The organism is Streptomyces sp. GLSS-08 (assembly GCF_056387915.1).
Genome location: NZ_JBWJAQ010000023.1, coordinates 51,450 through 71,922 on the forward strand (window position 1 = coordinate 51,450; position 20,473 = coordinate 71,922).

Here is a 20,473-nt window from a genome sequence, read left to right on the forward strand (position 1 = left end):
GTGCAACTCCTAAACGTTCATCTGGCGCAGCTGGAGGCGGTTCGACCTGGCGGACTTCTCGAGCCGGCCCGCCAGTTCGGCGACGGTCGGACTGCGGAACACCGTCGTGACCTTCACGTCGACCTTGAGCTCGTTGCGGATGCGGCCGATCAGCCGGGTGGCCAGCAGCGAATGGCCGCCGTTGTCGAAGAAGTCGGCGTCGATGCCGATCTCCTCCACCCCGAGCAGTTCGGCGAACAGCCGGCACAGGACTTCTTCGTTGTGGTTGCGCGGCCCGCGTCCGGTCCGGGCCCGGGCGCGGTCGGGGGCGGGCAGTGCGCCCCGGTCGAGCTTTCCGCTGGGTGTCTGGGGGAACCGGTCGAGCGGCACGACGGCCGAGGGGACCATGTACTCGGGCAGGTGTTCCCGGGCCAGGTCGGTGAGGGCGGTGAGGTCCAGTCCGGCGGGGTCCGTGGATCCGCAGGGCACCACGTAGGCGACCAGCCGCTGGTCGTCGGCGTGGTCCTCGCGTACCACGGCGACCGCGCTCTCGACGTCGGGGTGGGTGCTCAGGACGTTTTCGATCTCGCCGAGTTCGATGCGGAATCCGCGGATCTTGACCTGGAAGTCGGAGCGGCCGATGTACTCGACCTGGCCGTCCCTGTTCCAGCGCACCACGTCGCCGGTGCGGTACATCCGGCTTCCCGGCTCGCCGAAGGGGCAGGCGACGAACCGGTTCGCGGTCAGCGCGGTCTGTCCGAGGTAGCCGCGGGCCAGCTGGACGCCGGCCAGGTACAGCTCGCCGGTGACGCCGGGGGCGACGGGGCGCAGGGCGGCGTCCAGGACGTAGACCTGGGTGTTCCAGATGGGGGTGCCGATCGGTACCCGGCCGGCGCCGGGGATGTGCTGCCAGGCGGTGACCTCCACCGATGCCTCGGTGGGCCCGTAGACGTTGTTGGCGGTGCAGCCGGGCAGCAGGTCGGTGAACTTGTTGGCCAGCGCGGCGGGGAACGCCTCGCCGGCGACCTCGATCCAGCGCAGGCTGGTGCACCGGCGGGCGGAGGGTTCGGCGACGAACGCCTCCAGCAGGGAGGGCACGAAGTCCGCGCCGGTCACCTTCTCCCGCCGGATCAGCTCCGTCAGGTAGGCGGGGTCCCGGCGTCCGTCGGGGCGGGCGATGACCACGGCCGCGCCCACCTGCAGTGGTGCGAACAGTTCCGGTACCGACACGTCGAAGCTCGCCGTCGTGCTCAGCAGCATCCGGTCCTTGCCCGTGACGCCGAAGTGGGCCAGGCCCCACTTGAGCCGGTTCATGATCGACCGGTGCGCCACCGGCACGCCCTTGGGGCCGCCGGTGGAGCCGGAGGTGAAGATGACGTAGGCGGCGTTGTCCGGGGACAGGTCCCGCTCGGGGTCGCTGTGCGGGTAGCCGGACACGTCGGGCAGGGTGGCGTCCAGGACCAGCAGCGGGTTCGCTCGCTGCAGTACGTGCCGTACCCGGTCCTCGGGCAGTTCGGTGTCGACCGGTACGTAGGCCGCGCCGGCCTTGACGACGGCGTAGATCGCCACCAGCAGGTCCACCGAGCGGGGGATCTTCACCGCGACGAGCTGTTCGGGGCCTGCGCCCTGCTCGATCAGCCAGTGCGCCAGCCGGTTCGCCCGCCGGTTGAACTCCCCGTAGGTGAGCCTCTCGTTCTCGGCGATCAGCGCGACCCGCTCGGGGTCCCGGGCCACCTGGGCCTCGAAGGCGCCGGGCAGGGTGTCCGCGGTGATGGGGTGCGCGGTGTCGTTTACGCGGCGCACCAGCTGGTCCCGTTCGTCCTCTCCCAGCACGTCCACGGCGCCGACGGGCACCGACGGGTCGGCGAGGACCTGGTCCAGTACCCGCACCAGGCGGGCGGCGACGGTCTCGGCGGCGTCGCGGTCGAAGAGGTCGGTCTGGTAGTCGAGGGAGAGCCGCAGGTAGGGGTCGGAGGAGTTGAGGGTGAGGGGGTAGTGCGAGCCGGCGAAGGGGCGGATGGCGTCGATGGTGAAGCCCGCCGAGGTGTTCGCCTCGACGATGCCCTCACGGTCGACGGGGTAGTTCTCGAACACGACGATCGTGTCGAACAGGGAGGGCAGCCCGACGCCGCGCTGGATGTCGGCCAGGCCGTAGTAGTGGTGGTCCAGGAGGGTGATCTGCCGGTTCTGCAGGTCGGTGATGACCTCGCCCAGGCTGTGGCCGGGCGGGCACAGGGCCCTGGTCGGCAGGGTGTTGATGAACAGGCCGACCATCTCGTCCGAGCCGGTGACATCCGCCGGGCGGCCGTTGACGGCGGCGCCGAAGACCACGTCGTGGCGGCCGGTCAGCTTCGTGAGCAGGATCGCCCACGCTCCTTGCAGGAGCGTGTTGAGGGTGACGCCGAGTTCGGCGGCGCGGCGGGCGAGTTCGCGTCCCTTGTCGATGGACAGCGGTACCTCGACGCGGCCCAGGGAGGACGCCTCCCCCGTGGACACCAGGTCCGCGGCCACCAGGGTCGGCTCGTCGAACCCGTCGAGTTCGGCCTTCCAGCGGGCGGCCGAGGCGTCCCGGTCCTGGCGGGACAGCCAGGCCAGGTAGTCGCCGTAGCTGCGCACCGGGGCCAGGTCGCGGGTGCCGGCGTACAGGCGGACCAGGTCGGTGATCACCAGGGGTGAGGACCAGCCGTCGAACAGGGTGTGGTGTGCGGTGAGGATGAGCTTGGCCTGCCGGGGTCCGCAGGTGAGCAGGGCCAGGCGCAGCAGCGGGGGCCGGGTGGGGTCGAGTTGGTCGGCGCGGTCGTCGGCCAGGGCCCGGTCGAGTGCCGCGTCCTGCTCGGCTGGGCTGTGTCCGCTCAGGTCGATGTGGCGCCAGGGCAGGGTGACGTGTTCCGCGACGACCTGTACCGGGTCGCCGTCGGCGGTGGTCACGAACGCGGAGCGCAGGTTGGGGTACCGCTCCAGCAGTGCCTGTCCGGCGGCTTGGACGCGTGCGGGGTCCACGGGTCCGGACAGGTGCAGGACGAACTGCATGTGGTAGACGTCGAAGGTGCCGTCGGCCAGGGCTGCCTGGAACTGGATGCCGGACTGTCCCGGGGCCTGCGGCCACACCTCGGCCAGCCGCCCGTAGCGTTGTTCCCAGGTCTCGATGTCGTCCTGGCGGACGGTGACCAGCGGGGCGTCGGAGGGGGTGAGTCCGCCGGCGTGGGGGTGTGCGGCGTGCGCGGCCATGCCGTGCAGCACCTCGACCCACAGTTCGGCCAGTTCCGTGGTCCGTTCGCGGGTCAGTACGCCGGTGGGGAACATGAACGCGGCCTGCAGCCGGGTGCCGTCGGCGGTGTCGGTGGCGACGGAGTTGACCTCCAGGGCGGACAGGGCGGGCAGGTCCGGGTCGGGTTCGGCGATCAGCTCCGCGGACCAGGACGCCGGTCCCCATCCGCCGGTGCGCAGGTGCTCGGGCACGTCGGCGTCGGAGATCCGGCCGAGGTAGTTGAAGCCGATCTGGGGTACCGCGAGGCCGGTGAGCTGTTGGGCGGTGTCCGGGTTCAGGTGGCGCAGCAGTCCGTATCCCAGGCCCTTGTCCGGGACCTGGCGCAGCTGCTCCTTGACCAGTTTGACCGCGGTGCCGGCGGCGGGGCCGCCGGTGAGCACGTCGGCCATGTCCAGCGCGCCGACGTCGACGCGGGCCGGGTACATGGTGGTGAACCATCCCACGGTGCGCGAGAGGTCGGCGCCGGGTACGGCGTCCTCCTCGCGGCCGTGTCCTTCGAGGCGGACCAGGGCCGGGGAGTTCGTGCCGCGCCACCGGTTGACCGCCAGGGCGAGTGCGGCGAGCAGTACGTCGGTGCCGGTGCCCCGCAGCGCGGCGGGCAGGGTGGTCAGGACCGCTTCGGTGACGTCGGCGGGCAGCTGCACGCGGACGGTGTCGACGGTGGACCACAGGTCGAGCGCGGGGTCGAAGGCGCGGGTGCCCAGCGGGGGGTTGGGGGCTTCGAGCAGGTCCCGCCAGTACGCCAGTTCCGCTTCCCGCCGGGGGGAGAGTGCCTCGTCGTGCAGGGCTGCCGCCCAGCGGCGGGCGGAGGTGCCGACGGGGGGCAGTTCGGGCGCGCGGCCCGAGCGGATCTGCTGCCAGGCCTCGGCGAGGTCGGACATGAGGATGCGCCAGGACACTCCGTCCACGACCAGGTGGTGCAGCACCACGAGCAGGCGGCCCGGGCCCGTGGGCGGGGCGAACCAGACGAAGTCGGCGATGGTCCCGGCGTGCGGGTCGAGCCGGCCGACCGCGTCGTACAGGTGTGTCTTCGCCGCGGCCAGTGAGGACGGCTCGTCCCAGCGGCCGTCGCAGTCGACGCGGTGGATCAGGTCGGCCGCGCGGACGGTGCCCCGCTCGCGTGCCAGGAGCGTCGGCTCCTGGCCGGGCACCAGCTGGGCGCGCAGGAGGTCGTGCCGGTCGAGGACGGCGTCCAGGGTCGCGGTGAGGCCGTCCGCGTCGATGTCCGCGGGCAGTTGAAGGACCATCGACATGGCGAACCGGTCGGTGCCGCCGCCGTGTTCGAAGACCTGCCGGGCCACCGGCTGCAGCGGCATGGGGCCGACGCCGCCGCTCGCGTCCTCGGCGAGGACGGGTGCCTGGCCCTGGCGGGCGGAGGCCACGTCGGCGAGGCGGGCGGCCGTGCGGCATTCGAAGATCTCGCGGGTGGAGACCTCGAGGCCGCGGGCCCGGGCCCGGGCCACCACCTGGATGGAGCGCAGGCTGTCGCCGCCCGCGGCGAAGAAGTCGTCGTCGACCCCGACCCGGTCCACGCCGAGTACGTCCGCGTACGCCGCGGTGATGATCATCTCGGCTTCGGTGCGGGGCTCCCGGTAGGCCTCGCCGCCGAACTCCGGTTCGGGCAGGGCCGAGCGGTCCAGTTTGCCGGTGGGGCCCAGCGGCAGCCGGCCCAGTGCCACGAAGGCGGAGGGCACCATGTAGTCGGGCAGCCGGGCGGCGGTGAACTTGCGCAGTTCGGCGGCGGAGGCTCCGGCCAGCACGTCCACGTCGCCGATGCCGCCGGCGCCGTCGTCACCGACGGAGCCTTCGCCGGTGTGCACCACGTAGGCGACGAGCCGGCGGCCGCCCGCGGGCACCTCGCGGCTGATCACCAGTGCTTCGCTGATCCCGGGGTGCTGGGTGATCGCCGCTTCGACCTCGGCCGTCTCGATGCGGAAGCCGCGCACCTTGACCTGGCCGTCGCCGCGTCCCACGCACTCCAGCTGTCCCTGCGCGTTCCAGCGGGCCAGGTCGCCCGTGCGGTACATCCGCTCGCCGGCGGCGCCGAACGGGTTCGCGACGAAGCGTTCGGCGGTCAGCGAGGGGCGGTGGTGGTAGCCGCGGCCCAGGCAGGTGCCGGCGACGTACAGCTCGCCGATGACGCCCTGCGGTACGGGGGCCAGGGCCGGGCCGAGCACGTAGGCGCGCATGTTGCCCAGCGGGGTGCCGATGGGGGCGACGTCGGCGTCCGCCCACTCCTTGGAGGCGTCGAGGGCGAAGGCGGTGGCGTAGAAACTCTCGCTCTGTCCGTAGCAGTTGACGATGCGCACGCCCGGCAGGGCCTCGCGTACCTGGCGCACGAGCCGGCCCGGGAGCACGTCGCCGGCGAAGACGACCGTGCGTACGTCGGGTGTCCTGTCCAGGTGGCCGGCCAGTTCGCCCAGGACCGAGGGGACCCCGCTGATGACGTGGCCGTCCCAGCCGTTTCGCTCGCCCAGGGCCAGCGCGTTGGCGACCAGTTCGGCGGTGCCGCCGGTGGTCAGGGTGGTCAGCAGCTCGAAGACCGAGACGTCGAAGTTGACCGAGGTGGCGGCCAGCATCCGCAGTGCGGGGGGTGCGTCCAGGACGCGGATCAGCTCCCGCACGCCGTTGACGACGCTGCGGTGGGTGATCGCCGCGCCCTTGGGGGTGCCCGTGGAGCCGGAGGTGTACATCACGTAGGCGAGGTTGTCCGGGCCCAGCGGTGCGTTGCGGTCGGTGTCGCCCGGCGCCCTTCCGGGGGTGTCCCACTGTGTGCTGCGGTCCAGGTCGACGCACACGAGGTCGCCGTGCGGCAGGTCCTGCCAGGTCCTGGTGTCGGTGACGGCGAACCGCGGGGCTGCCTCGGACAGCACGCTCTGGGCCCGGCCGCTGAGGTATTGCGGGTCCAACGGCACATAGCCGGCACCGGACTTGAGGATGCCCAGCAGGGCGGCCACCAGGTCGGGGGTGCGTGGCAGTGCGAGGAGCACCAGGTCCTCGGGGCCGGCGCCGTGGCGCAGCAGCTCCCAGGCGACGGCGTTGGCCCGGTCGTCGAGTTCCCGGTAGGTCAGGGTGTGGCCGTCGTGCACGAGCGCGGGGGCGTCGGGGGTGCGGGCGACCTGGTTTTCGAACAGCTCGGGAATGGTCTGCTCGGGGACGGTGGCGGCGTGCTGGTCGAAGCGGGTGAGCAGCAGTTCCCGCTCGGTGTCGTCCAGGACGTCGACGAGGCCGATCACGCGCTGCGGGTCGGCGGTGAGGCGGCTCAGTACGCGCACGAAGCGTTCGGCGATGGTCTCGGCGGTGTGCCGGTCGAAGAGGCTGGTGGCGTACTCCAGGCGGCATCGTGCCCCGCCACGGCTGTCGGGGAGCAGGTCGAAGAACAGGTCGAACTTGGCGGTGCCGGTCTCCAGCCGCTCGGCCCGGACGGTGAGGCCGGGCAGTTCCAGGGCCGGCACGGGCGGCTGCCAGGAGAGCATGACCTGGAAGAACGGGTTGTAGGCGGTGGAGCGGTCCGGGTTGAGGAGTTCCACCAGCCGCTCGAAGGGCATGTCCTGGTTGTCGTAGGCGGCGAGGGAGCGGTCGCGTACCTGCTGGAGCAGCCCGCGGAAGGTCGGGTTGGCGGAGAGGTCGACGCGCAGCACCCAGGTGTTGACGAAGAACCCGACGAGGTCGCGCAGTTCTTCGTCGGTGCGGTCGGTGATCGGCGCGCCGATGGACACGTCGTCGCCGCATCCGAGGTGGTGCAGGAGCACCGCCAGCGCCGAGTGCATGACCATCGACACGGTGGTGTCCAGTTCCGTGGCCAGTTTCTGCACGCTGTCGAGCAGGTCGCCGTCGATCGTGAACGCGACGCGGTCACCGTCGGGGCTCATCACCCGGGGGCGGGGGCGGTCGGTGGGCAGGGCCAGCGGCTGCGGCAGGTCGGCCAGGGCCTCGCGCCAGTACGCCAGTTGCCGGGCCGCCAGGCTCTGCGGGTCGCTCTCGTCACCGAGCACGTCCCGCTGCCACAGCGTGTAGTCCGCGTACTGCACCGGCAGGGGCTCCCAGGTGGGTGCCCCGCCCTCGGTGCGGGCCGCGTAGGCGGTGGTGAGGTCGCGGAACAGGGGTCCGAAGGATTCCCCGTCCACGGCGATGTGGTGCGCGACGACGACGAGGGTGTGCTCGCGCGGTGCGCACCGCAGCAGCCTGGCGCGGATGGGTGCGTCGCCGGCCAGGTCGAAGGTTCGGGTGGCGGCCTCCTCGACGGCCGCCGCCCGTCCTTCCCGGCTGACCTCGACGACCGGCAGGTGGAAGGGCTGGTCACCGGGCGCCAGTACCTGCTGGTGCGGGACGCCGTCGTCGTCCTCGACGATCACCGTGCGCAGGACCTCGTGGCGGTCGATGACGTCGCGAAGCGCCGCCTGAAGCGCCCCCACGCGCAGTTCACCGGTCAGGTGCAGGGCGAAGGCGCCGTTGTAGGTCGCTGACGGGCCTTCGAACCGGTCCACGAACCACAGCCGACGCTGCGCGAACGACAACGGGATCATTGTTTCTCCAAATCGGCGGAACCAGGAGGGGGCGGGTCGTCACTCAGCTCAGGTCGAGCAGGGTCAGCAGTTCGTCGTTGTAGAAGTCGTCGATGGAGCAGGCGCCCGACAGCGTGGAGAAGTAGCGGTCGATGTGCTCCTGGTGGCCGACCAGTTTCTGCAGCATCTCCACCCGTCCCTGGGGCTTGAGCTCGGCCACGTTGAGCGCGCCCTGGTAGTGGCTGAGGGCTTCGCCGCTGAGGTCGTTCTCGTAGCGCCGCAGCGCGGTTCTGAGGGCGGCGTCGTCGTGCAGGCCGGTGCCGATGCGGTCGGTGAGCGACTGGGCCTGGACGAAGGCCTCGGTGATGCCGCGGGCGGTGATGGAGTCCTTGTGGTTGACCGCGTCGCCGACCAGTACCCAGCCGGGCCCGTAGGCCTTGCGGAAGTAGTTCTCCTGGTGGCCGGTGCCGTACAGCTGCTCCACGCGCCGGCCCGCCGACATCCGCTCGTACAGCTCGGGGGCCGTGGTGCGGAAGGTGTCGAGGTAGAAGGGTTCGACTCCCTTGCGGACGTCGTTGTACTCCTCCTGCGGGAAGTAGGTCATGAGCAGGGTGAGGTCGTCGTTGGTGGGGATGACGCCGACCCAGCGGCCGGGCCGCTCGTACAGCTCGAAGTGCGAGGGGACGTCGGCCCAGTAGCTGTAGTAGGTGCAGGTGACCCGCGGGTGCTCGATGACGTTCTGCGCGCCCACCTTGCGGGCCACCAGCGAGCGCATGCCGTCCGCGCCGACGACCAGGCGGGCCCGCTCGGTGGTCTCGGTGCCGCCGGGCGTGGTGCAGCGCACCCCGACGACCCGGTCGTCCTCCCACACCAGGTCCTTGACCGTGCAGGACTCGCGGAAGTCCACGCCGGCCGCCACGGCGCCCTCGGCCAGGACCGGGTCCAGGACGTAGCGGCGCGGCGCGTAGGTGTACCGCAGGCCGTCCAGCGGCAGGGAGAAGCCCTCGATGCGGACGCCGGGGCCCTCGTAGCTCTGGTGGGTGATCGGCCGGCAGCCCGCGTCGCGGAGTCTGTCGAGCAGCCCCCACCGGTTGAGCAGCGACATGCCCTGCATGTGGATGTAGTGCGAGGACAGGGTGTCCTGGGGGAACTGTGCCTTCTCCAGGAGCAGGACACGGTAGCCCTGCCGGGCGAACAGCATGGCCGTCGGCGAACCCGCACAACGGGCACCGATGACAATCACGTCGTACATGGCGCGCCTCTCTTGCCGAATAGTTGGTGAACGCACCTTCCGGCCGCGGCCGGAAAAGCCCTTTGGGTGTGGAGCGTGCTGCGCGGGGCGGCGGGCCCGAAGGTGCTGCCGGGCGGCGCGGACGGGACGGGCCGGACAGGCCTAGGGGGCCAGTGCGCTCTCGGATTCGATGTACGCGCAGATCGAGGCGATGGTGGGGTTGAGGAACATCTGGTCCATGGGGACCTCGACGCCCAGCTCCTCCATGAAGGCGCCCTGGATCTTGACCATGATCAGGGACTGGCCGCCCAGGGCGAAGAAGTCGTCGTCGGCCGCTATGTCGTCGCGCTGAAGTTCCCGGCACCAGATGGCGCGGACGCTGTCGGCACTCATCGTTGTCCTTTCCGTTGCTCGTCAAGGGGCGTTCGGCTAGGCCGCCGTGCCGCTTTCGGCGTACGTCCTGAGTGAGTCGAGGAGCGCTGCGCGGTCGACTTTCCCGTGCGGGCTCAGCGGAAGCCGCAGAATGTTCACGAAGCGCGCCGGAACCATGTTCCGCGGCAGGGTCCGCAGCAGGCGGGTGCGGACCTCGTCCTCGGTGAGCTCGTCTCTGGTGGGGACGATGAACGCGGTCAGCTCGGCCTCGCCGGAGTCGGTGTACGTGACCGCCACGGCGGCCTCCCGGATCCCGGCGAGCTTGCCGAGGGCGCGCTCGATGTCGGTGGGGTCGATCCGCATCCCCCGCACCTTGACCTGGGCGTCCATCCGGCCGGCGACGACGAGGTGGCCGGCCTCGGTGACCTGGCCGCGGTCGCCCGTGCGGTACAGCCGCACCGGTGCGCCGTCGACGACGACGGTGGTGAACTTGTCGTTCTCGGGGCCCGCGGCGCCCAGGTAGCCGGCGCCGACGCCGGCCCCGGCGATGCAGATCTCGCCGTACTCCCCCACCCCGACACCGCGCAGCTGCTCGTCGAGGAGGTGGATGTCGGTGTTGTAGGCGGGTGTGCCGACCGGCGGGATGTCCTGTTCGCCGGAGCGGTACTGGGCCAGGTCGTAGGAGGTGGCGACGTCGGTGCACTCGGCGACGCCGTACTGGTGCAGGAGGGTGCAGGTGTTGCCCTCGCGCCGGGCCCAGCCGGTGAGCCGCTCGGGTTTGAGTGCCTCCCCGCCGAAGAGCACGTAGTCGAGCCGGGTGAGCGCGTCACCGCCGCGGGCCCGCTCCCAGTCCACCAGCACGTACAGCGTGCTGGAGGCGCAGTGCACCACGCGGATCTCGTGTTCGTTCAGGATGCGGTAGGCCATCATCGCGTCGAAGTTGCGGCTGGCCATCAGGTACTGGGTGGCGCCGCAGAACAGCGGTGTCATCAGGGCCCGTTGGGAGAGGTCGAAACCGAACGCGCTGACGACCAGGTGGTGGGAGCCGCTGTGCAGGCCGTACTCGAGCGTGAGCCAGTTCATCAGGTTGAACCAGCCCTCGTGGCGCACCGCGGTCAGCTTCGGCGTACCGGTCGACCCGGACGTGAAGACGGCGTAGCACACGTCGTCGCCGGTGACGGGGACGCCGGGTGAGGTCGCCGGGAGGGCTGCCAGGTGTCCGGCGAGCTGTTCGAGGTCGACGACGTCGACGGCCGCGTCGTCGACCATGGCGGCCGTCGCCGGGGAGGCCACGATCAGGGCGAGGCCGGGGACCTGGCCCAGCAGCAGCTGGAGCCGGGCCGCCGGGTAGGCCGGGTCGAAGGGTACGTAGGCCGCGCCCGCCTTGAGCGTGCCGAGGATCGCGACGAGCATGTCGGTCGAGTAGTCGAGACAGACGCCGACCTTCGCGCCCCGGCCGTGCCCGCGGGCGGTGAGGAAGTGCGCGAAGCGGTTCGCCCGGGCGTCCAGCTCGGCGTACGTCACCTGCCGGCCGGCCCTGACGACGGCGACGGCGTCGGGGGCGGCCTGCGCGTTCGCCTCGAACTGCCGGTGGACGACGGGCTCCGGGGGCAGGGCGACCCGCTTTCCCTGAAGGATCATCAACTGACTCCGATGTGAAGGAGGGGTGCGGACCGGACGGGGTGCCGGCGCGCCACAGGTGAAACGGTGGGCGGCCGGCCCGTCGGGCAGGCCCTAGGCGGCCGGCCGCACGGCGGCGGGCCGGCCGAGGGTTTCGAGGACCTGGGCCACCCACTTGTCAAGAGGCAGACCGTGCGCTGCGGCGGCTTTCGAGCAGTACTCCAGCTGGCCGGCGGACAGCTCGATGGTGAGCGTGGTGACGTCCTGCCGGTCGGCCCCGGCCGCCGGCCGGGGCGTGCGGGGTGCTTCCTGCTGCTCGTCACCGCCGCAGGGGGCGGGGGCCGCGTCGTTCTGCACGGCGAGGCCGGCGCGCAGTGCCCTGCGCAGTTCGTTGCGCGACCACTTCTGCGCCTCGGCCTTGCGCAGCCAGTAGTCCTGCTCGGCCGGCGCCAGGCGGGTCACCTCGGCGTGGTGGGCGAAGCTGAGGCTGTCGTGCCTGCGGTGGTGCTCGAAGCGCCGGGCCACCCACGCGTAGTTGCGCAGGGTCTGGTAGTCGAGCCCGGTGCGCTCGATCGCCTCCTTGTAGCGCCGCCACCCGTAGGTGGCCTCGCCGTAGATCAGCCAGTCGGCGAGCCACCACGCCGAGGAGTTCACCAGCTCGCGCAGGTTGGTCCCGATCTGCTCCCAGGACCGCTCGGGCAGGTTCTGCGGGAACGTCATCCCCGACTTCTGCACCGTGGCCTGCCTGCCCACGAAGGACAGGAACACCTCGCGCTGCGCCGGCTCACCGCCGGTGTCCGCCGGCCTCGCCCCGTACCTGCTCGCGGTCCTCACAGCCCCCGTCACAACCCTTCATCTCCCCACTCGACGTGTCTTCTTCGGCATGGGCCCTGTCACTCGGCCGAGCACCCCGGGCGGCGGACGCCGCCGGTCCCGCGGAGCCGGGCACCGCGGGCCGGCACCGCGGGCCGCGGCGCTCGCACCGGGGCCCTCGGGTTCAGGGGCGGACGGGTGACGCCTGCGGTCGGGTCCGCGAACGGCGCCGGTGTTCAGTCCGCCGCCATGGCCTCCTGCAGGCTCTTGGGGCGCAGGTCCGTCCAGTTCTGCTCGACGTACTCCAGGCACTCGGTCCTGGCCGCCTCACCGAAGACCACGCGCCAGCCCGCGGGCACCTCGGCGAACACCGGCCACAGGGAGTGCTGCTCCTCGTCGTTGACCACCACGTAGAAGCGGCCGTCCGCGTCGTCGAAAGGGTTCGTGCTCACCTGACACCGTCCTTGTCCGTCATGAGGTGACTCGAGATGGGAAATCGCCGGGCCGGGTGCACGAGGGCACCGGGTGCGGATCGCGCCGGGCGGTGTCCGTCCGGTCGACAGGACACTTCGCTGTCCGGTCGACAGGACACCCCGGTGGCGGCCCCGGCGATGCCACGTCACCGTAGGGACCCGGCCGTCGGCGCAACAAGGGCGCCGGGCGGGCCGGCCCTCCCGCCGGCCGCCCGCACCTGCAGCCGCCCCGATCCCCTGTACCGCGCCGCTCTCCTGTGCCACGATGCCGCGCTCGCGGGGGCGCCTGAGGATCACTCAAGAGCCGCCACACCTGCGGCACAGCCCGTGGGGTGCCGCCTCCCGGCGGCCCGGCACCGCTCTATGGTGCGAAGGTGCGCCGTCCGATCCAAGGGGGAGCGATGGACAGCACCCGACCCGCCCTGCGCCTGTTCGTCCTGCACCACGCGGGGGGCTCCCACGTGCTGTACCGGCACTGGCCGGCCGCGCTGCCCCCCACGTGGGACGTGCGGCTGCTCGACGCCCCCGGCCACGGTCTGCTCCTCGACCTGCCGCAAATCAGCGACGCCGGTCGCCTCGCCGACTTCCTGCTGGACGGCATGGAGCCGGAACTCACCTGCCCCTACGCCCTGTTCGGGCACAGCATGGGTGCCCTCGTGGCGTACGAGATCACCCGGCGGGCCGCCGGCCGGGGCCTGCCGCCGCCGGTGTGGGTCGGTGTCTCCGCCCGGCCCGCGCCGCGGCCGGCGGGGCCCGGGCCGCGGTACCACGAGCTGCCCGACGCCGAGCTGCGGGCCCGCCTGAAACAGCTCGGCGGCACGCCCGACGAGGTCTTCGACGACCCCGGCCTGTGGAGCGTGTTCGCCCCCGTCATCCGCGCCGACCTGCGCCTGGTGGAGACCTGGCGGCCCGCTGACGACGCCGCTCCGCTGCCCGTGGCGCTGTCCGCCTACGCGGGCGCCGGGGACCCCTTTGCCGCACCGCCGGGGATGGCGGCCTGGGCGGAGCACACCGAACACTTCCTCGGCCTGCGGGTCCTGGACGGCGGCCACTTCTACTTCCAGGACGATCCCGGCCCGCTGCTGCGTCACATCGAACTCGACGCGAGGGCCGCACTCGACGCGACGGCCTGCGCGGCACGCACCTGACGAACCCCGCCGCCCGCGCCCGCAGGACACCGGCCGGCTTTGCACCGGGCCTGCGCGTAAGCGCACTGCGCCGCGAGCGCGCTGCGCCCCGGTCGTCGGAGCGGCCCGGCCCGGGGTGCCCGGCGGGGCGAAGCGTGCTGCGCGGCGCGATCCGGGGCGTCCGGTGCCGTGAGCGTGTTGCGGCACGACCGGGGCGCCGCGAGCGTGCTGCGCGGCCCGGCCCGGGGGCGTCGGTGTCGCTGAGGTGAGGGCGGGCGGGGGCGCGACGGCGGCCGCCGGCACGCCGCGCGACGGCGGCAGCCGAACCCCGGGACGGGGCCGTTCGTCGGAGCGGCACGACCCGGAGCATGCGGCCCCAACTGAACCTGGGACGGGGGCCGGCCCTCGGGGCGGTGTGCCATGACCGGGGACAGACGGCCGGACTGCTGCGGCGCACCTCGCCGTACCGGCGAGCACCACACCCGGGCGCTGCCACCGACCCCGCTACGGCCGCCATGTCGCCCCGCGCGGGGAAGCGCCGCGTCCCGGCTGCGCTGCCGCACCACGTCGGCGCCCTGAGCGCGCGAGCGGTACGGCGGGCATGTCACCCCGCGCGGGAAAGCGCCGTGCCTGCGCCGTGCGCCGGAGTTCACCCGGACGCCGCCGGCGCCACAGCCAAGGGCACCCCCGCGCGGGATGCGCCGTGCCCCGGGCCGCCCCGCGCCGTGCCCTCACCACGGCCCGCGCAGGCGCCGCCGGTACGGCGGGTGCGGGCCATGTCTGTCCCGTGCGGGGATGCTCCGCGCCCGAGCCCGCGCCGTACGGCGGTTCACCCGGGCGCCGCCGGTGCCGCAGCCAGTGCCACCCCTTGCGCGGGGGTGTGCCGTGCCCAAACCACCCCGCACCGCTGACGCCGGCGGTCCCGCCGGTACGGCGGCCATGTCACCCCGCGCGGGGATGTCCCGCGCCCGAGCCCGGGCCGTGCAGCGGCGGGGGTCGGCCCGGGGCGCGGCGCCGGGCCTCGCGCCGGGCCGCACCGCGCCGCGCCACCGCCGCGGCCCCCGGCTTCACCGCCGGTGCCGTCGGGCCCGGTGGGCCGGCGTGTACTCCCGGCCAACTCCCTTGTCGTGCGCGGCGCGTGACCCGTCGGCCCGCGGGGCATCCGGTGTGCCGCCCGACCGCTTTGTCGTTGTTCGCGGTCTTGCTGTGCACGCTATCCGCACACATCGGCGGTGACCTACTCTGCCGCCGACGGACCGCACAAGTACGGCATCAGCCAATGAGAGACGACTGTCAGGAGCGGGGAAATGACGATACGGATGAGGCCGAGAGCCGGCATGGTCGGCGTGGCGGCGGTCGCGGTCACGGCCACCGTCCTCACGGGTCCGGCCCGGGCGGACACGGCCGGCGGGGTGTCCGGCCATCAGGCGACGCAGGCCGCGATCGAGGCGGCCGTCGCGGCGGGTGTCCCCGGCGTCACCGCCGAGGCGCGCGACGCCGAGGGGGTCTGGAAGACGGCGGCGGGCGTCGGCAACCTGAAGACGGGTGAGCCGCGCGGCAAGAACGACCGGTTCCGCGTCGGGCACCTCACCAGCACCTTCGTGGCGACGGTTCTGCTGCAGATGGAGGCGGAGAAGAAGCTCGGCCTCGACGACAGCGTGGAGCGCCACCTGCCCGGCCTGGTGAGCGGCAACGGCAACGACGGCCGTGCGATCACCGTCCGCCAGCTCCTCAACCACACCAGCGGCCTGCCCGACTACTTCGCCGACAGCGACTACGTCGCCACGTACGTCCTGGGTGAGGGCTACCTCCAGCACCGGTACGAGACCATGCCGCACAGCAAGCGCGTGGAGGTGGCCCTCGCCCACCCGCCGGTGTTCGCGCCGGGGGCCAGGCACGGGTTCTCCAACACCAACGACGTCCTGGCCGCGATGGTCGTCGAGAAGGTGGGCGGCAGGGCGTACGAGGACGAGGTGCGCAAGCGCATCATCGAGCCCCTGGGGCTCAAGGCGACGTCCACCCCCGGCACCGGCACGCAGCTGCCCCAGCCCAGCGGCCGCGGCTACTCCAAGCTCTTCTTCGACACGAAGCCGGACCGGATCGACGACGTCACCGAGGTGAACGGCTCGCAGCTCTGGGGCAACACCGACATCATCTCCAGCGCCGGCGACCTGAACAGGTTCTACGGGGCCCTGCTGCGCGGGAAGCTGCTGCCGGCGCAGCAGCTGAAGGAGATGAAGACGACCGTCGTCAACCCCGACTTCCCGATCTCCTCCTACGGGCTGGGCCTGGAGCGGCTGACGCTGGGCTGCGGCACCAGCATCTGGTACCGCGACGGCGGCACCGTGGGGTGGCTGTCCCTGGTCGCCCTCACCGACGACGGCCGTCACCAGCTCACGTTCAACTACAACGGTGACTGGCGGGCGGACGAGATCCTGTCCATCCTGAGCGCCGAGTACTGCGGCACGTCCTCGCGCACGCGCTGACAGCCCGCCCAGCCCTTCTTGTGTGCGCGGGCCGGCAATCAGCAGGACGCCGGCCCGCACCCCGCCCGCGGATGCCGGGACCCCTCTCGGGGTCTTCGGTTCGCGTCCCGGCCGGCAGTCGGCGTGGTGCGGGCACGGCGCCGGTGAGCTGCGGTGGTGCGGTCCCCCGCACCCCCGCACGGTTGTCATGAGCATGGTGAGAGTGATTGTGGGCGGGGCTGCGGCCGCGTTAGAACGGCATGTCTGCCAACGGGGAGGATCCATGAAGGTGCGAGTGGCCGTGGCGGGAGCCGGCGGGTATGCGGGGGGTGAGCTTCTGCGCCTGCTCCTGGCCCATCCCGGTGTGGAGATCGGTGCGCTGAGCGGGCACTCGGGCGCGGGAGAGCTGCTCGGTGCGCTGCAGCCGCACCTGGCACCGCTGGCCGGGCGGCGGGTGCAGCCGACCACCGCCGGCGTCCTTGCGGGGCACGACGTGGTCTTCCTGGCCCTGCCGCACGGTCATTCCGCAGCCCTGGCACGGCAGTTGGGCCAGGAGAGCCTGGTCGTCGACTGCGGCGCGGACTTCCGTCTGGCGGACGCGGGCGACTGGGAGAGGTTCTACGGCTCGCCGCACGCGGGTACCTGGCCCTACGGTCTGCCCGAACTGCCGGGCGCCCGGGCCGCGTTGGCGGGCGCGCGGCGCATCGCGGTGCCGGGCTGCTATCCGACCGCGGTGCTGCTGGCCCTGTTTCCCGCGTACGCGGCGGGGCTGGCCGGGCCCGAGGCGGTCGTCGTCGCGGCGTCCGGCACGTCCGGCGCGGGCAGGGCGCCCAGGGCGGATCTGCTCGGCAGTGAGGTCATGGGCTCCATGCGGCCGTACGGCGTGGGCGGCGGCCACCGGCACACCCCCGAGATGAGGCAGCACCTGAGCGCGGTGGCCGGCCACCGGGTCGCCGTCTCCTTCACCCCGACGCTGGCCCCGATGCCGCGCGGCATCCTCGCCACCTGTTCCGCCGCGGTGCGGCCCGGGACCGGCGCCGGGGAGGTGCGGGCGGCGTACGAGAAGGCGCTGGACGGTGAGCCGTTCGTGACGCTGCTGCCCGAGGGGCAGTGGCCCGCCACCGCGGCCGTGTACGGGTCGAACGCCGCGCAGATCCAGGTGGCCCTGGACCCCGAGGTGGGCCGGATCATCGCGGTGAGCGCCATCGACAACCTCACCAAGGGCACCGCGGGCGGTGCCGTGCAGAGCATGAACCTCGCCCTCGGGTTTCCCGAGGACGCGGGTCTTTCCACCACCGGAGTCGCACCGTGAGCCGGGGCCCGTCACCGGCGGGCCGCAGGGGCGCCGGGCCGCAGACGGCGGCGAAGGCCGTACTCCCGCGCCGCGCGGGCGCCGGTGACATCAGCCGCCGGTGCGGCGGAGCGGACAAGGAGATGCAGTGAGCGTCACCGCAGCACGAGGCTTCACCGCGGCGGGCATCGCCGCGGGAATCAAGCAGAACGGCGCCCGGGACCTGGCCGTCGTCGTCAACGAGGGGCCGCGCTGTGCCGCGGCGGGTGTCTTCACCTCCAACCGTGTGCAGGCCGCTCCGGTCCAGTGGTCCCGGCAGGTGCTGGCGGGCGGCCGCCTCCGCGCGGTCGTGCTCAACTCCGGTGGCGCCAACGCCTGTACCGGGCCGCAGGGCTTGAGGGACACCTGCGCCACCGCCGGGAAGGCCGCTGGGCAGCTCGGCCTGGACGCGGCGGACGTGGCGGTCTGCTCCACCGGGCTCATCGGTGTGCCGCTGCCCATGGACCGGGTCCTGGCCGGCGTCGAGAGCGCCGTCACGCGGCTGTCCGACTCCGGCGGCCGGGACGCGGCCCTCGCCGTCATGACCACCGACACGGTGCACAAGACGGCCGCCGTCACCCGGGGCGGGTGGAGCGTCGGCGGCATGGCCAAGGGCGCCGGCATGCTCGCCCCCGGCCTGGCCACCATGCTGGTGGTCCTTACCACGGACGCGGACGTCGACAGCGGTGTCCTGGACCGGGCGCTGCGGGCGGCCACCCGGGTCACCTTCGACCGGATCGACTCCGACGGCTGCATGTCCACCAACGACACCGTGCTGCTCCTCGCCTCCGGCGCATCCCGGATCACCCCCGGCCACGAGGAGTTCGCGGAGGCCGTCCGGGCGGTCTGCGCCGACCTCGCCCGCCAGCTCGTCCGGGACGCCGAGGGCGCCGGCAAGGACATCAGGGTCGAGGTCGTGAACGCGGCGAGCGAGGACGACGCCGTCGAGGTGGGCCGCTCCATCGCCCGCAACAACCTCCTCAAGTGCGCCGTCCACGGCGAGGACCCCAACTGGGGCCGCGTCCTGTCCGCCATCGGCACCACCGCCGCCGCCTTCGAGCCCGGCCGGCTCAACGTCGCCATCAACGGGGTGTGGGTGTGCAGGAGCGGATCGGTGGGCGAGGACCGCGCACGGGTGGACATGAGCGGCCGCGACGTCACCATCACCGCGGACCTGGCCGCGGGCACGGACTCGGCCGTCATCTGGACCAACGACCTCACCGCCGACTACGTCCACGAGAACAGCGAGTACTCCTCATGAGCGCTTTTGCTTCTCCCCCGCCGTTTCGTGCGGGCCGCCCGGGCGAGCCCGCTGCCCTGCCCAAGGCCCATGCCCTGGTCGAGGCGCTGCCCTGGCTGGCACGCCACCACGGCAGGACCGTCGTCATCAAGTTCGGCGGCAACGCCATGGTCGACGACGCCCTGAAGGCGTCCTTCGCCAAGGACGTCCTGTTCCTGCGGCACGCGGGCCTGCACCCCGTCGTGGTGCACGGCGGCGGACCGCAGATCAGCGCACAGCTGCGGCGCCTGGGCCTCGAGCCCCGGTTCGAGGACGGCCTGCGGGTCACCACCGACGAGACCATGGACGTCGTGCGCATGGTCCTGGCCGGTCAGGTGCAGCGCGAGCTCGTCGGGCTGCTCAACGAGCACGGCCCGCACGCGGTGGGCATGACGGGTGAGGACGCCCGCCTGATGACCGCCGTCAGACGCTACGCGCACCGAAACGGCCGGCCGGTGGACATCGGCCGCGTCGGCGAGGTCGTCAACGTCGACGCCGGGATCGTGCAGGCCCTCATCGACGACGGACGCATCCCCGTCATCTCCTCCGTCGCCCGGCCCCAGGACGACAAGGACGCCGCCCAGGGCGGTGTCCTCAACGTCAACGCCGACACCGCGGCCGCGGTACTGGCCGCCGCACTCGGCGCCGAGGCGCTGCTGATCCTGACCGACGTCGAGGGCCTGTACGCGAACTGGCCGCACAGCGACGAGGTGATCCCCCGCCTCAGCGCCGGGGAACTCAGCCGGCTGCTGCCCCGGCTGGCCTCCGGGATGATCCCCAAGATGGAGGGCTGCCTGTACGCCGTGAACCACGGGGTGCGCAGCGCCCGCGTCGTCGACGGCCGGGTCGAGCATGCCGTCCTGCTGCAGATCTTCACCGACGAGGGCGCCGGCACGGTGGTCGTGCCGGACGCCGGCGCGGGCTTGGAGGGAGCGACGGCATGAACGAGGACCCGGGCCCGGGCCGGGCGGGCAAAGCGGCGGTGGACGTCTTCCTCGACCGCTCGGGGGCCCGCGTGGGGGCTCACGTCCGGCGGGTCTCCAGTTCGTTGGCGAGGCGCAGCCAGTGGTCGGCGCAGCGGCGTGCGGCCTGCGCGAGGATGTCGGCGCGGTGTCCGGGCACGCTGCGTGCCAGGCGCAGCCACTTCGCCTCGTCGCCGATCGAGTGGACGTTGAGCATCTGCAGCAGCATCCGGCCGGCCTCCGTGCGCAGGGAGGGGTCCTTGCACACGTTGGGCAGGAGCAGCCCGATGGCGGCCGCGGAGGCGCGTGTCACGGGCCGGCCCGGGCCGCCCGGCTGCGGGAGGGTCCCGGGCCCTGCGGGTGAACTCGCCCCGGGTGCGGGCCTCTTGGGCAGGAGGGGGTCCTGTCCCTGGCGTATGCGGTCGCGTACGTCCTTGGCGGTGGCGGTGGCGATGCCCGCCTGCTGCGCTATCTCCCGCAGTGATGCCGCGGGGTTGGCGGCGATGACCTGGCTGGCCCGCAGCCGTCCTTCGGTGGCCTGCAGCGGCCGGGTACGCCCGTCGCGGCCCACGCGCGTGTTCAACTGCGCGTTCTGCTCACCCGAACGGCGCCGGATGGAGGCGACGGTGCCGGCCGCGAGGCCGGCGGTGGCGGCGATGCGCCGGTCCGACCAGTGCGGGCGGGCGTGCAGGATCCGCTGTGCCGCGGCCGTCCGGTCGGCCGGTGACAGCGGCAGTCCGTGGGTGGTGTTGAGCCGTACCGCCAGGGTGAAGGCCTCCGTCTGCCCGCCTTCGAAGAACTGTGCGTCGATGGTGGCATCGCCGCGCAGCCGCGCGGCCTTGAGCCGGTGCATGCCGTCGATGACGCGCATCGTCGCGCGGTGCACGAGGATCGGCGGCAGCGGCGACGTGAGGGCGGCGAGCATGCGGACGCGGTCGCTGTTCTCGCCGTCGATACGCGGCGAGTCGGCGTCCAGCAGCGCGTCCACGGGCACCGCGGCCACGCGGCGTCCCGGGGCCGGCTCCCCTGCCGCGGCGGGGCCGGACACA

Annotated in this window: 12 protein-coding genes; 5 read left to right on the forward strand and 7 right to left on the reverse strand. The window is 72.8% G+C overall.

The annotated features are described in order from the left end of the window. Positions 1-9: 9 nt before the first annotated feature. The 6 genes from AC0ZLC_RS29685 to AC0ZLC_RS29710 form a co-directional block, all read right to left on the reverse strand. Positions 10-7,773 carry an amino acid adenylation domain-containing protein gene (locus tag AC0ZLC_RS29685; protein WP_476755023.1) on the reverse strand — a complete coding sequence of 2,588 codons (7,764 nt, stop codon included), beginning with the start codon at positions 7,771-7,773 and terminating at the stop codon, positions 10-12. A 43-nt stretch (positions 7,774-7,816) separates the two neighbouring features. Next, positions 7,817-9,004 carry an NAD(P)/FAD-dependent oxidoreductase gene (locus AC0ZLC_RS29690; protein WP_476755024.1) on the reverse strand — a complete coding sequence of 396 codons (1,188 nt, stop codon included), beginning with the start codon at positions 9,002-9,004 and terminating at the stop codon, positions 7,817-7,819. A 141-nt stretch (positions 9,005-9,145) separates the two neighbouring features. Then, positions 9,146-9,376: an acyl carrier protein gene (locus AC0ZLC_RS29695; protein WP_476755025.1), complete on the reverse strand. Its 231-nt coding sequence runs from the start codon at positions 9,374-9,376 to the stop codon at positions 9,146-9,148. A gap of 36 nt (positions 9,377-9,412) precedes the next feature. Next, positions 9,413-10,996 (reverse strand): amino acid adenylation domain-containing protein, encoded by a 1,584-nt coding sequence (locus AC0ZLC_RS29700; protein ID WP_476755026.1) that lies wholly within the window; start codon positions 10,994-10,996, stop codon positions 9,413-9,415. Between the two features lie 93 nt (positions 10,997-11,089). Continuing rightward, positions 11,090-11,821: an LmbU family transcriptional regulator gene (locus AC0ZLC_RS29705; protein WP_476755027.1), complete on the reverse strand. Its 732-nt coding sequence runs from the start codon at positions 11,819-11,821 to the stop codon at positions 11,090-11,092. 203 nt (positions 11,822-12,024) lie between these two features. Further along, entirely contained in the window at positions 12,025-12,240 is a 216-nt protein-coding gene (locus AC0ZLC_RS29710) for an MbtH family protein (protein WP_476755028.1), read from the reverse strand. Positions 12,241-12,662: 422 nt separating this feature from the next. Between AC0ZLC_RS29710 and AC0ZLC_RS29715 the strand changes: the two genes are divergently transcribed. The 5 genes from AC0ZLC_RS29715 (at position 12,663) to argB (ending at position 19,406) form a co-directional block, all read left to right on the forward strand. Then, a complete protein-coding gene (locus AC0ZLC_RS29715) occupies positions 12,663-13,409 on the forward strand; it encodes a thioesterase II family protein (protein WP_476755029.1) in 747 nt (248 codons plus the stop codon). Between the two features lie 1,286 nt (positions 13,410-14,695). Then, on the forward strand, positions 14,696-15,874 hold the full coding sequence (locus AC0ZLC_RS29720; RefSeq protein ID WP_476755030.1) for a serine hydrolase domain-containing protein: 1,179 nt from the start codon (positions 14,696-14,698) through the stop codon (positions 15,872-15,874). 262 nt (positions 15,875-16,136) lie between these two features. Then, positions 16,137-17,165, forward strand: coding sequence for an N-acetyl-gamma-glutamyl-phosphate reductase (gene argC / locus AC0ZLC_RS29725; protein WP_476755031.1), 1,029 nt, complete (start codon positions 16,137-16,139; stop codon positions 17,163-17,165). 127 nt (positions 17,166-17,292) lie between these two features. Beyond that, positions 17,293-18,444 (forward strand): bifunctional glutamate N-acetyltransferase/amino-acid acetyltransferase ArgJ, encoded by a 1,152-nt coding sequence (gene argJ / locus AC0ZLC_RS29730; protein ID WP_476755032.1) that lies wholly within the window; start codon positions 17,293-17,295, stop codon positions 18,442-18,444. Further along, a complete protein-coding gene (gene argB / locus AC0ZLC_RS29735) occupies positions 18,441-19,406 on the forward strand; it encodes an acetylglutamate kinase (RefSeq protein WP_476755033.1) in 966 nt (321 codons plus the stop codon). Before argJ ends, argB begins: the two co-directional genes overlap by 4 nt. Positions 19,407-19,485: 79 nt before the next feature. Here the strand turns inward: argB and AC0ZLC_RS29740 are convergent, their stop codons facing one another. Beyond that, positions 19,486-20,427, reverse strand: coding sequence for a ParB/RepB/Spo0J family partition protein (locus tag AC0ZLC_RS29740; protein ID WP_476755034.1), 942 nt, complete (start codon positions 20,425-20,427; stop codon positions 19,486-19,488). Positions 20,428-20,473: the final 46 nt, after the last annotated feature.